The organism is Fibrobacter sp. UWCM (genome assembly GCF_900129735.1).
Classification (GTDB): Bacteria; Fibrobacterota; Fibrobacteria; order Fibrobacterales; family Fibrobacteraceae; genus Fibrobacter.
In genome coordinates, this window is record NZ_FQWR01000014.1 from 29,047 (window position 1) to 41,143 (window position 12,097).

General features: G+C 53.8%; 10 protein-coding genes. 4 read left to right on the forward strand and 6 right to left on the reverse strand.

Features of this window, described 5'->3' with window-relative positions; all coding sequences use genetic code 11:
* Positions 1-2 precede the first annotated feature (2 nt).
* The 5 genes from BUB22_RS10060 to BUB22_RS10080 all read right to left on the reverse strand — a co-directional run bounded on the left by BUB22_RS10060 (position 3) and on the right by BUB22_RS10080 (position 4,611).
* Entirely contained in the window at positions 3-1,286 is a 1,284-nt protein-coding gene (locus BUB22_RS10060) for a hypothetical protein (RefSeq protein WP_073115012.1), read from the reverse strand.
* An 83-nt stretch (positions 1,287-1,369) separates the two neighbouring features.
* On the reverse strand, positions 1,370-2,767 hold the full coding sequence (locus BUB22_RS10065; RefSeq protein WP_073115013.1) for an FISUMP domain-containing protein: 1,398 nt from the start codon (positions 2,765-2,767) through the stop codon (positions 1,370-1,372).
* 3 nt (positions 2,768-2,770) lie between these two features.
* The gene (locus BUB22_RS10070; RefSeq protein WP_073115014.1) at positions 2,771-3,277 is read right to left on the reverse strand and encodes an FISUMP domain-containing protein; all 507 of its coding nucleotides are present in this window, start codon (positions 3,275-3,277) and stop codon (positions 2,771-2,773) included.
* Entirely contained in the window at positions 3,265-3,744 is a 480-nt protein-coding gene (locus tag BUB22_RS10075) for a hypothetical protein (protein WP_072811798.1), read from the reverse strand. The genes BUB22_RS10070 and BUB22_RS10075 overlap by 13 nt, the downstream gene beginning before the upstream one ends.
* Positions 3,745-4,203: 459 nt before the next feature.
* Positions 4,204-4,611 carry a glycogen-binding domain-containing protein gene (locus BUB22_RS10080; protein ID WP_073115016.1) on the reverse strand — a complete coding sequence of 136 codons (408 nt, stop codon included), beginning with the start codon at positions 4,609-4,611 and terminating at the stop codon, positions 4,204-4,206.
* Between the two features lie 191 nt (positions 4,612-4,802).
* Here BUB22_RS10080 and rpe point away from each other — a divergent pair, with 191 nt between their 5' ends.
* Positions 4,803-5,453: a ribulose-phosphate 3-epimerase gene (gene rpe / locus BUB22_RS10085; protein ID WP_073115017.1), complete on the forward strand. Its 651-nt coding sequence runs from the start codon at positions 4,803-4,805 to the stop codon at positions 5,451-5,453.
* Between the two features lie 578 nt (positions 5,454-6,031).
* Here the strand turns inward: rpe and BUB22_RS10090 are convergent.
* Positions 6,032-7,156, reverse strand: a complete 1,125-nt coding sequence (locus BUB22_RS10090) for a hypothetical protein (protein WP_139258954.1) — start codon at positions 7,154-7,156, stop codon at positions 6,032-6,034.
* Positions 7,157-7,393: 237 nt separating this feature from the next.
* On the opposite strand from BUB22_RS10090, the gene BUB22_RS10095 reads away from it, so the two are divergent.
* The 3 genes from BUB22_RS10095 (at position 7,394) to BUB22_RS10105 (ending at position 11,777) form a co-directional block, all read left to right on the forward strand.
* A complete protein-coding gene (locus BUB22_RS10095) occupies positions 7,394-8,251 on the forward strand; it encodes a TIGR02147 family protein (protein WP_072811881.1) in 858 nt (285 codons plus the stop codon).
* Positions 8,238-9,803, forward strand: coding sequence for an FISUMP domain-containing protein (locus BUB22_RS10100; protein ID WP_073115019.1), 1,566 nt, complete (start codon positions 8,238-8,240; stop codon positions 9,801-9,803). Before BUB22_RS10095 ends, BUB22_RS10100 begins: the two co-directional genes overlap by 14 nt.
* 129 nt (positions 9,804-9,932) lie before the next feature.
* The gene (locus tag BUB22_RS10105) at positions 9,933-11,777 is read left to right on the forward strand and encodes a DUF4153 domain-containing protein (protein WP_073115020.1); all 1,845 of its coding nucleotides are present in this window, start codon (positions 9,933-9,935) and stop codon (positions 11,775-11,777) included.
* The last annotated feature ends 320 nt before the right edge of the window (positions 11,778-12,097 follow it).

Below are 12,097 nucleotides of genomic sequence, written 5' to 3' on the forward strand. Positions count from 1 at the left end.
CCCTAGAAAGTGTATTCAGCCAAGAGCCGGAAGGAGAAATATCCGTCGAAAAGATATTCGTATTGATGAGTTCCATTGCTTGAGCCATCATTTGCGAGCAAAGCCTGAAATTCAAAACCAAATCCGTTGTGCTGGACGCCCACACCAAGCCAGAGGCCAATTTCAGCATCGTCCGCCGCAAAGAAATCAAACCCGTCACCATTATCGTAATCAAAACTGCTGTAAGAATAGTTCCGGTAAAAATCTACCTCGTAATCGTACCACTCGGCTATAGGCTTGCGCAGGTCAAGCGTAACGCTCCCGAAGAACATGCTACCGAACCGAAATTCGATGGGGATGTCCAGCGTGATGTTTTGGTAACTGATCGAGCCATCCTCACTAACTGTGGTGTAGCTATAGCCATAGTAATAATCATAGGTATTCCCGGAAACAGTCATTTCGTCATCAATGTTGAGAGTATTGTTCCGGAACGCGATGCCTATGCCGGGAGCAAACGTAACATAGTCGTGCCACGCCCACTTGAACGTATATCGCGGGAAAAGTTCCAGCGCCTGCGCAACATCCAGTCCACCAATATAACCGTATTCATCTTCGGCCAGGAACCCGAGCGAGAACGCGATTGCATGCGAAAACTTCTTGTTCTTGAAGCGCCTTGCGGGTTTCTTCGCGACGGGAGAGGAAACATCGCTTGATGCCGGCGAAACATCTTGCGGGGCAACCTCTTGCGGAGCCTGCCTTGTAGACTTGCGTGGCATGGCGATTGCCTGAACCGCGAAAGGCTTTACCTCGGTATCGGAAGAATAGTGTATCTCGGCGTAACGCGGGATTTCCTGATTCCTGGGGCGAATATCCGTAGTCACGTTCCTGAGCGATGCAAACGTGAAGGAGGGCCCGTGCAACGTGGCCTCGAGAGTACAGAATTCCTTGCCCGCGCACATTTTTGCAAGTTTATCCGCAATTTGCATTTTTTGAGCATCTCTGTCAAGCGGAGCCGCACTTTCAACGCCGGGTTCTAGCGAATCGCCTTCTACATCCGTACCGGGAGCCTTGTGGCTAGAATCATAATCCAGAAGTTCCTTATTCGATAGCAGTGACCTAGACTTTGTCATCTGCGAATAGGTTCCGTTCCTGAAGAATATCTCTACAGCACAGAAGCGCTTGCTACAAATTTTACCGAGGTCTTCAAAAATACGCTTGTCGTAAGCAGGTGCGGCCGATTCTTCAGGAGATTCCGGCGAGACCGCCTCATCTACGAAAACGGGAGCAGGTTCAGTAACAGCCGACACACTATCCTGTGCAAAGCACAATCCGGCGACAAAAGGCAATATCAAAAACAATAAAACTAATTTATTCATAGCTCGCCCGACCGTTATTTCTTGAAAGAAAGGTTGCCATCCTGTACACAACGGACAGAATATGTACTCCGCTTGTCGGACTCGCCCAAACGGAGTTTATCGTCACAAAGTTCCCAGTAACTTGCAACCATGTTATTCACTTGCGTATTGCTCCAGTACCTGGCACATTCCTTCTTTTGCGGTGGAGCCTGTGTCCCGTATTCCGTGTACTTAGCCAACCTCGCACTGAATCCGTAAAGGTCGATGCCCGGATTAGCCCACCCGCGGGCGGCCTTGAGCATGGGCGGGATAGGGGCGCCATAGCTATTAGCATTCACGAAATTCCCGAGTTCTTTCCAGTCGTCATCCGTGGGCAGGTGCCAGCCCGTCGGACAGGACTGCACGGCACGCCTCCAATCACCAGCACCTAGATCCATCGCGCTCCATTCCTGTTTGCCGATAATGACGCTCTTGAAAATCCTCCCGCTCTTGAACGCACGGACCGTGCGAAGTGGGGCGATGCGGTCGCCCCAAAGCATGCGGCCGTTGAACCCTCTCTTCTGGATTTCTTCCTCGTTGAAGATGGCGTAATCCTTCCACTGGATACCCGACGTGTTTATGAAACGCACTACGCCCGCCTTGTCAATGGAAAGGAGTTTCGCACCCGCAAGGATGGACTTGCCGAAAAGGAATCGGTCGTTCACGTAGTAGCTGAAGCGTTCCTGCTTGGCCTGTACCACCACAATCTTGCCGCCAATAATGTCGATATAGTTACCGGCCCGCGTATAGTTACCGGCCCGCGAGACCTGCTTCTTGATTCTCTGTACGAACAGCGGCGAATAGTCCCCCTGACTCAGGACACCCTCCCCACAGGCCTCGTACCACTTGGAAAGCTGCGCTTCAATAGCCTCGCGCTTTGCCCTGTTGATTGCAAGCGCCAGGTTATACCTGATCATCGCCATTCCGTCATCGAGAGGCTCGGGAGATACTTCGCCGATGACCGTCATTATATTGGATACCTGGTATGTTTCTGGCGTGAGGGCCGCGGCGCACGCCTCGATCATCGCACGCTTATCCGAGAGCGTGTTGGACGCCTTGACCGCATTCAGCTTGAATTCGCCGGTGAGTTCGAAGAACTTAGCCTCGAATGCAGGGAGCTCAACCTCGTAAAAGTGCTGGCACGCCTCGTCGGGGATATCGTTCAAAAGAATCGAGCCACAGCGATTGTTCATGGCGGCGACATTATTCGCCTGTGTCCACAGGTCGTTGAAATCCTTCTGTTGCATGGCGTCGAGATTTGCATTTTCGCGAAGGTCTTTCAAGAAGCTGATTTTTTCACCCAAGTTCTCGGACGAGGGGAGCGATATAGAGATGTCGCCTGCGAAAACGGATGCGCATGCGGCAATAAGCGTGATGGCGGTTCGTTTAAGCATGGGCTAGTCCTTTATGCAGCGCACGGCAAAGAGTTCTTTTTTCCCGGCAGCACGCGGGGCGAGGTTCGTGTAGTCGAGTTCCACGTCCCACACGAACGCGGTTTTATTGTCGGCCTGCGTGCTTGTCCAGAATGCGGAAAAGGCTGTTTCGTAGCAGAGCCCGTTATCGAACGTCTTGCCATCATCATGGCATGCTAGGTTCACGACATCGTTCTTCGCCTTGCGCGCACTTTCGAGAGTCGAGAATTCCTGAAGACTCGGCAAGTGAAAACCTTCGGGGCACGCGCTGTTCGCACTTTGCCAGTCATAGACCATGAAGTTGTCGGCACACTGCTGGCCATTATTACCTTGCCTGTAACATTTTGCACCTTCGACCGGCGCATTCGCGTTGTCGGTCATCCAGGTCTGTTGCCCGATAACCACAGTCTTGCCTGCGCACCCCATAAGCGCCATACCGGCCACGAGAAGGCACGCGGCACACAGCGCCTTCAATGTCCTTATTTCCACCATTGGTTATCCCCGGATTCATCGATCATCTGGTTGCGCGCAGGCTGTGCAGGAGCGGGTTGGGCGGGCTGCTGGTATGCAGGCTGCGGGGCCGGAGCAGGCTGGGCGGGCGACTGGTATGCGGGTTGCGATGCAGGTGCAGGTTGAGCGGGTTGCGGCGCCGCATGTGCAGGCTGCTGTGCGGGGGGTACGTAGTGGTCCATTTCCGGGTCGTCGGGCGGGTTGTCCACAAAACGGAAACCCTGGCGAATCATGCAGTTGTTCACAGCTCGACCCTGCTTGTCGTCGGGCAGCATCTGCATGCTCACGTCGTATTCGCACTGGGCGAGCGCGTTATCGGTTTCGTACTTGGAGTAGCCCGCCTTATACCATGCGGGAGGGTTTGTCGCGCACGAACACAGGAGGATTGCCGCAGTAGCAAGGGCGGCGCATGCAGGAACGTATCGGGAAAAACGCGCTTTGATTTCCATAGAGTCTCCGTTTTTTTTTGCGGGGAGGAAAGCGGCGAAAAAAACGGAGGGCCAATCAAAGGCGGTCATTGCATAGAAAAAGGCGTGTGTTGCCAATCGATTGCTTGCAGACTGAGGCTCGGCAAAGCCATAACGCACAAACAAAAGTCAACAACCCACGCCCCGAAGGGGACGTGAGCGTTTGCCTATTACCTTCTGCGTTTGAATTTTGCCGATTCCAGTCAAGAAGGTAATAAGAAGCAAAGCTCCATAAATCCGGACGCAGGTTACCCCGCTATGTAAGTGTAAATATAATTAAACCAAGACGCTGGCGCAATAGGGCCGCACCAGAAATGTGAGCAAACGCATCTTTACACACCATAATATGATATCTAGCAAAAAACGCCGAGCGATTGGCCCGGCGTAATTTCTATATGGATTCTATCGCGCCTTGCGCTCCAGAATGACAAAGAACGTTAATTAGACGTGCTTGATCTTGTTGTCGCCTGCGTCCCAGTTCTTGCCGTCGCACACGAACTTGTATTCGTAGTCGCCAGCGGCGAGGGAAATCTTCGCAGTCCAGAGGCCAGTCTTCTTGTCCTTCTTGAGCATGTCCTTGTCGACAGCCCAGTTGTTGAAGGAACCAGCGACGGAAACGGTCGTTGCGAGCGGGCAGTCGGCGACGAATTCGACGGCGACCTTCTTCGCGGCGGCGGCCTTCGGAGCGGCCTTCTTTTCGGCGGCCGGCTTGGCAGCAGCCTTCGGGGCAGCCTTCTTGGCGGCGGGCTTTGCACAAGCCTTAGCGCAAGCCTTCTTTTCGGCAGCCGGCTTGGCGGCGGCCTTCTTTGCGGGGGCCTTTGCGACCTTGTTTGCAGTAGTCTTAGCCATGATTTTATCTCCTAATGTTAAGTTCGAGCTCAAAGTTAGTAAAAAATAAGTTTCGTGGCTAGATGTAAAATGAAGGCGTTTTGGGGGCTGACGATGCGTATTTCCGGCTTGATGATGTTTATTTTGGGTTTGAAGAAGTGTATTTCCGGTTTGGTGATGCGCCGGGCCTTGCTTTTTGCTAATTTTGGCGTATGCTCAAACAAATTATCGCCCCCAGCGTGCTGAACGCTAACTTCCTCGAACTCGGTAACGGCCTCAAGGCCATCGAAAACGGCGGCGCAGGCCTCGTGCACCTCGACATCATGGACGGGCACTTCGTGCCGAACATCAGTTTCGGCCCGGGGATTTCCGCATGCGTGGGCAAGGGCACCAAGCTCCCGCTCGATTGCCACCTGATGATCGAGAATCCCGAGAACTACGTGGGCGAATTTGCGAAGGCAGGTGCAAGCATCATCAGCGTGCACGCCGAGACAACGAACCACCTCGACCGCCTGCTGCACCAGATTAGGGAACTCGGCGTGAAGCCCGCGGTGGCCATCAACCCGGCGACTCCGCTCGAAAGCATAAAGTACGTGCTCAACATCGTGGACATGGTGCTCATCATGTCGGTGAACCCTGGCTTTGGTGGCCAGAGCCTTATCCCGTACTGCCTCGACAAGATTCGCGAACTGCGCCAGATGAAGCCGGAACTCGACATCCAGATTGATGGCGGCGTGAAGCTCGACAACATCCTCGCCTGCAAGGAAGCGGGCGCGAACGTGTTCGTGGTGGGCTCCGCGATTTTCGGGAAGAGCGACCCCGAGGCGGTGTGCCGCGAGTTCGTGAAATTAGTTAACGGGTAGCGTGGGCGCCGCGTGCGGCGCATGGACTAGGGCGAGCTGTTTTACGGCAGCCAAGCTGTTTTACGGCTGGTGGGCAGACCAATGCAAGGTTTCAAGGCCATTTGGTCTGCCGATTTTTAGTTTGTAAGCAACAATTTGGATGATTTTACGGCTGGCAGGCAGACCAATGCAAGGTTTCAAGGCCATTTAGTCTGCCGATTTTTAGTTTGTAGGCAACAATTTGGATGGTTTTACGGCTGGCAGGCAGACCAATGCAAGAATTCAAAGCCATTTAGTCTGCCGATTTTTAGTTTGTATGCAACAATTTGGATGGTTTTACGGTTGGCGGGCAGACCAAAGCAAGGTTTCAAAGCCATTTAGTCTGCCGATTTTTAGTTTGTATGCAACAATTTGGATGGTTTTACGGCTGGCGAGCAGACCAAAGCAAGGATTCAAAGCCATTTAGTCTGCCGAAATTCGTTTTTTTCACATTTAAGGGCGGGAAACCCATCTCTAAAAGCAGACTAAATCGGCAAAACGTAGCCATTTGGTCTGTATAAAAGGGAAATCCCCACCTAAAGCGGGGATGCCAGCGGGTGCTAAACCGCTATTTTAAATGCGTTCAGCGGGCTTATCGCGGGGATTTTCCGCTGGGCCTGCAGGCGCGTGACGATGATACCCGGGCGCACGTGGAACGCACGTGAAAAATACTCGATGCAGCGCGGTTCCTCGAATCGCCCGCAGCAAATAATCTCGCATTCCTCGGCTTCGGTGAGCAGCAGGTTCTCCGCGATGTGCATCGCGGCAACACCCCGCAAAGGGTCGCTCGAAATTACTTTATCCGCAGTCACGAGACACGAGAGCCTCTTGCGGTTATACAGGATATGCCCCATCGCGCCGTATGCGGATTCCATGAAGTCGCCGTCGCTTGCCGTACCCGTGGGCAGTTGCAGTACCGGGCGCGCACCCTTCCAGAAGCATGCCGCCCGCGGGGCTGGCGCAGCAAGGAACGCGGGCACCTGCAATACGGCGACATCGCACTTGCGGAGAGTTTCCACAAATACGCGCCGCAGTCCGGCCCTGTAAGGCACCGCATTGTTCCGCAAGAAGGCAAGGTTACGCGCAATGCACCCGCGGTCAATCTCGAAATCTGCGGGAGGGCGGCTCACCTGGAGTTCCCCGACGCGCAGCCATGCGGAATAGGCGTGCGGGTTGAGCGTATCTTGCGCAATCGCGTAGGCCTTCTGCCAGCCGGCAATACTCGCGACGCCCATGAACCTCATTACCTCGCGGGGAACGAGCCCCGATTCGTAACGCTGCGCATGCGAATTGCACGCAGTGGCCGCAGCAGTCGCAGAGGCCTCGTTGTGGCCGATAGCCCCCATGCCAGCGGCGCCCATGCCGGCGGCGCTCGCAATAAGCCCGCGCGATTCCAGTTCACGCACCGGGAAGCGGCGCGCCCACGCGATAACCTCGCGCGAACACAGCATGCGGTTGAATTCCCTGCGGCCCGCCTGCAATGCACGCAGCTCGCCCTTCCGGAAATTCCACAGTTCCTTCGCAGGAGTGTCGAGCAGAAACTCGATGGCCGCGGCAAGTTCCATCGTGAAGTTGTCCACAATCTTGCGGCGCGACCAGCCGACACGCAAGCACAAATCCTCTTGCGTGTAGCCCTTCGCGGCCATTGCCCGGAACATTGCCGGAGTGAAAACTTCTGTTACCATCGCCATGCAATAAAGATACATTTTTTTTATCGCAACCCGCAACGCGACCCGAGCGCAACCCCGCAACGCGACCCGAGCGCGACACGCAACGCGTACCAGCGCGCCCCCGGCCCGCATATAATACACCCGCGTATCATATACGTTGCATCTTGTATCATATTTTTAAAACACAAATTATTTTTATAAAAATTGTGATTTTTGTTACTTTTTCGTATATTTTGTATTATTTTTACTCACATGAAGCCCATAACCGAGTACAGTGACTACCGTACCTACATGCGCGACTTCTACGAGGAGCGCAAGAGGGTTTCTTATTTCACATGGCGCGAATTCGCAAGCCTCGCCGGTTTTGTCTCGCCGACATATCTCAAGCTGGTTTGCGACGGGGGGACGCGCCTGAGCAAGCCCGGAATAGCGAAGGTTGCGCGAGCCATGGGGTTAGAGGGGTTCGACTACACCTATTTCGGGCTGCTCGTAAAATTCGGGAACGCGAAAAGTGCCGCGGAGAAGGAGGCGGCACTTCGCGAACTCGAACAGGAGGCCAGGCTCAACAAGATACGCATCGTCGATGCCGAAGCCTTCCACTACTACGAAACGCCCGCCTGCCCCATCGTGCGCGAACTCGCCCCGATAATGCCAGGAGCGGCACCGGGCGAAATCGCAGCGAGCATCAGGAACAAGACATCGGCACTCGACGTGCAGGATGCGCTCCAGTTCCTGGTGAAGGCGGGGTTTCTCGTAAAGACGGGCAAAGGAACCTACGAGCAGACGGAAAAATCCGTGAAGGGCTCGAAAGAGGCCATCCCGCTCGCCATCCGGTCCATGAACCGCGAAATGGCGGGCCTCGCCATGCAATCCATCGACACGGATAGCCCCGAGGAGCGCAACATTACGGGCGTCACCATGGGAATCGACGAGGCCGCCTACGCCCGAATCGTAGAAACGATAAACGACTGCCGCAAAAAAATTATCGACATCGCGCGCGAATGCGAGAACATCAACCAGGTGTATCGCGTGAACCTGCAGCTTTTCCCGCTTTCGGACAAAGTAAATAATAGGGTTGTAAAAAAAGAGACAAGCAATGAGCAAGATTAAGCTAATTCTACCTGCATGCTTCATTGCGTTTTTCGCCTGTTCCTGCTCGGAGAAGGTGACGGGCACCACCGAAGACGAGAACACGGTCATCGCGCAGGGCGAAAGCTCCTCGAGCGAAGTTGCCGAACCCGAGCCGGGCGAACCGGAATCCTCGAGTTCCACCGAAACGTCATCCAGCAGCAAGGAAGAACTTTCATCCAGTTCAGGCACGAACCTAGACCCGACTTCATCCAGCAACGGTACTGACGGTGGCAGCGGTGCCGGCGGCATCGTATTCCCGCCAAACAGGCAATGCGCCGCACCCGCGCCGGCCCGCAAGGCAGTCTACGGCGTGGTAGACGCATTCATACAGCAGCGCGTCACGACCCTCGAAGGGCAAGGGCTAAGTCACGATGCGGCCAAGGATTCCGCAACCGGGGAACTCTACCGGGAACTTGGCATCGACACGTTATTCCAGGTAAACCCGCGGATTACCGACGAGCAACTGGAATACACCCTGTTCTACCTGTACAAGAACCGCGAAAACGATTCGATCAACGAGATGTCACCCGTACTGGTCAATGACTTTGCCGACGGCACCCTTGAACCGGAAAACTACTGCATCAATGATGCTCCCTATGCGGAATTGAACAAACTCCCCTTCGCGTTTTTACCGCTGGGTTGCGTTTACGGAGAGGAGGTTCCAAATTCTCTCTCCATCATACGCAACATTTGGCGCAAGTGTTCCGGCATGCCCTTCTGCAATGCGGACATGGCAGACACGCTCATCACCATCGGCAAGGATCACTTTATTTGCGAAAACAGTTCCTGGATTACCCTCGAAATGCAGGGCAAGGAGATGAACGGAATAATTTGTACAGAAAACGGCATGCGCACCATCGGGGTCGGCGAAACCAACAACGACCTGACATACATTTGCGTCGACGAATACTGGAAAAGTATTCTGCATACGCAGGACCTGCCGGCGGAATACTTCTTCAATCCTGATTTTGATTACGGAACCTTCACAGACCCTCGCGACGGCCATGTATACAAGACAACTGAATACAATGGGCAGACCTGGCTTGCACAAGACATGGATTACTTCGATAGTTCCGACACTCTATTCGTTAAGCAGAGCCGGTGCGCCAAGAACCTGGGTTACAGGGAATTTAGCGCAGAAGAAAATGGCTACTGCGACGGGGCAAGTCGATTCTACACCGTGAACGTGTCCAAGAAAGTCTGCCCCGAAGGCTGGCGGCTCCCGAAAAAGGAAGACTGGACTATCAACGGCATAGGTTACAATAGCGCACTCACTACCCTGCCCAAGTTTTACGTAATCGGCTCCTTTATACGGGGCAAAGACAGGGCGGCCACAGACGAGTACGGCCTTTCCCTCAGAATGGATGGCGCAATCGACCCCTACGGAGGGGACATGACGCTAACCGGATACAACCTGTTCTGGCTGGAAGAGGGCGTATACACCGAGAACGGCGATCTATTCTCCAATTTCAGCAACGTCGACTACAGGGAAAAGGGAGAATACGTTCCCGTCCGCTGCGTAAAGAAGTAGCGCAAAGATTCCTGATATGAAGGGGAGATCCCCACCGTGGTGGCCATGCGCACTAAACAACAAGTTGTTAAGTGCTGTCCGCCCGCCTTCGCGGGGATGACAGAGTCACGACAGTATTATATTTAAGATATGGTACTTGACGCTTTCAAAAAATACCCGAGCCAGATTTCGAGCGCGTTCAGGCGGTTCCCCGTCGCATCGGCACTCGCCTTCTTCACGTTCTTCGCGCTTGTTTACAGCACGGAACATACAGAAATCTTTGAAAGACTCGCTGGAATGAGATTCCTCGCGTGGCTCGGTATCTACCCTGTCGCAGCGATGCTCATTTCCCTCACGACATCGCTCGTGCAGGAATCCTTGAAAAACGAAAGCAAGTTGCCGCAGGCAATCTCGGGTGCAGCATGGCTCACGCTTTCGATTATACTTGCCTTCGGTATCACCTCCAGCGTTGCGATGCAGTTTTCATTGCTGGCACATTACTCCACGCTGACATATTACTTTATTGCAAGTACCGCGCTTGTGTACGTGGCCGCCACGCTCGCCCTGTTCATCGCGCCGTTCTGGAAACAGAAAGACGAGAACGCATTCTGGATTTTCCTGTTCAAGAACCTCAAGGCGCTAGTTGTCGCCGCGCTCGTCACAGCACTCCTGCTCGCATCCGTAGAAGCGCTCGTCTTCTGTTTTGGCGCACTTTTCGAACATGAATTCGACGAGAAGGTTTATTTCTACATATTCTACTTCTGCGCGAGCACCGTCTTCCCCATACTCTACTTCAGCGGCATCCCTTCCATCGAGGAATGCCACAGCGAAACACCCGCGCTGAACAAGTTCGCCACGAGCACTATCCGGTTCCTCTTCGTGCCGGTGCTTTCGCTCGCCATACTCCTCTTTTACGCCTACATCGTCAAGTTCATCTTGCTGTGGGACATGCCGCAGGGAATGGTATCGTATTTCGTCTCGGGATTCATGCTGTACATGCTCGCGCTCGTCACCGTCCTGTACCCCACGCGCCTTGCTCCCGGCAACACGTTCGAGAAAAAACTCCTCAAGGTTTTCCCCGCAGCGTGCATCCCGCTCGTGGCCATGATGTCCGTCGGCCTTATCCGCAGAATCAGCGACTACGGCATCTCGGCAGAACGCATCTACGCCGTCACCATCAACATCTACTTCTACGTCATCATCGCGGTCTTCCTCATCGACAAAATCAAGTGCAAGTCGCGCTACATCGCCGTCATATTCTGCGCGCTCTTCTTCGTCATCACCGATACCCCGCTGAGCGCATACAGCATTTCGCAGCGCGTCTGGATGGGGAGCATCAGGGACGCCCTTGCCGAAGCGGGCTACACGGAGTTCCCGCTCAGCAAGGATGACGCCCGGAAATTCGTTATCGACCTGCGGAAAAAAGATGACGAGAACTCGAAGCTACTTGTTTCGCGAATGCTCGAGCTTGCCGAAGCACACAACCCGGAATTCACCGAATATCTCCCCATCACAGGATACGACTACGCATTCACCAACGACCTCACCGAAGACGTATGTTGCGAGGATTCGGACAGCACGGATGCAGAGCCGTTCGATCAGTTCGAGGTCAGCATAGAGTACCCCGACAAGGCGGTGCTCCAGGTACCCCGCGGCACGAAGGGCGCCGTCGCCATAGACCATTACTTCAACAACGACGAGTTCGAATTCGCGGGCGACACGCTCACCTTCCGGATTTCGCTGAAAGAAGACAGCGGCTGCAGTTGCAACAGCGACGAGAGTGACGCATGCCCCGACAGCACCGCAGGCCCGGCAGGCGAAAGCGCAACCAGGACCGTCTACAGCTTCACCGTCGACAGGCAAGCGCTCAAGCAGGATTCCACAAGGCAAATCAAGACCGACGGGGCTGCAATCGCGATAAGCTACCTGCATGCGGAAGAAGAGTCGAAAAGCAGCAAGACGCTACGCATCCGCGGAATATTGTTTGTGGAATAGTTGACGCAGGTTGATGCGGATTAATGCGGCAAATTGAAAAATGGCGGTGAAAACGACAAAAAGTTTCCAATTTCACCGCCAGAAATTACTTTATATGTATCAAAAGTCGCTATTTGAGAAGTATTTTCTCGCCGCCCGGCGGTGAAACGCAATAAAAATAACGATTTTCACCGCCCAAAAGTTACAAAGTAACCTCCATCGCCATGTTTCTTTACACACAACATAGCAAAGTGGCGGTGAAAACATCAAAAAAATTTCAATTTCACCGCCATTTTCCCAAAAATGCCTGCACGTATACACTTTCCGCACGGTTCTCGTTG

Bases quoted from the DNA above. Each gene is read 5' to 3' on its own strand.
- BUB22_RS10065 (WP_073115013.1), bottom strand. From the start codon at position 2,767: ATGCTTAAACGAACCGCCATCACGCTTATTGCCGCATGCGCATCCGTT.
- BUB22_RS10070 (WP_073115014.1), bottom strand. From the start codon at position 3,277: ATGGTGGAAATAAGGACATTGAAGGCGCTGTGTGCCGCGTGCCTTCTC.
- BUB22_RS10075 (WP_072811798.1), bottom strand. From the start codon at position 3,744: ATGGAAATCAAAGCGCGTTTTTCCCGATACGTTCCTGCATGCGCCGCC.
- BUB22_RS10080 (WP_073115016.1), bottom strand. From the start codon at position 4,611: ATGGCTAAGACTACTGCAAACAAGGTCGCAAAGGCCCCCGCAAAGAAG.
- rpe (WP_073115017.1), top strand. From the start codon at position 4,803: ATGCTCAAACAAATTATCGCCCCCAGCGTGCTGAACGCTAACTTCCTC.
- BUB22_RS10090 (WP_139258954.1), bottom strand. From the start codon at position 7,156: ATGGTAACAGAAGTTTTCACTCCGGCAATGTTCCGGGCAATGGCCGCG.
- BUB22_RS10095 (WP_072811881.1), top strand. From the start codon at position 7,394: ATGAAGCCCATAACCGAGTACAGTGACTACCGTACCTACATGCGCGAC.
- BUB22_RS10100 (WP_073115019.1), top strand. From the start codon at position 8,238: ATGAGCAAGATTAAGCTAATTCTACCTGCATGCTTCATTGCGTTTTTC.
- BUB22_RS10105 (WP_073115020.1), top strand. From the start codon at position 9,933: ATGGTACTTGACGCTTTCAAAAAATACCCGAGCCAGATTTCGAGCGCG.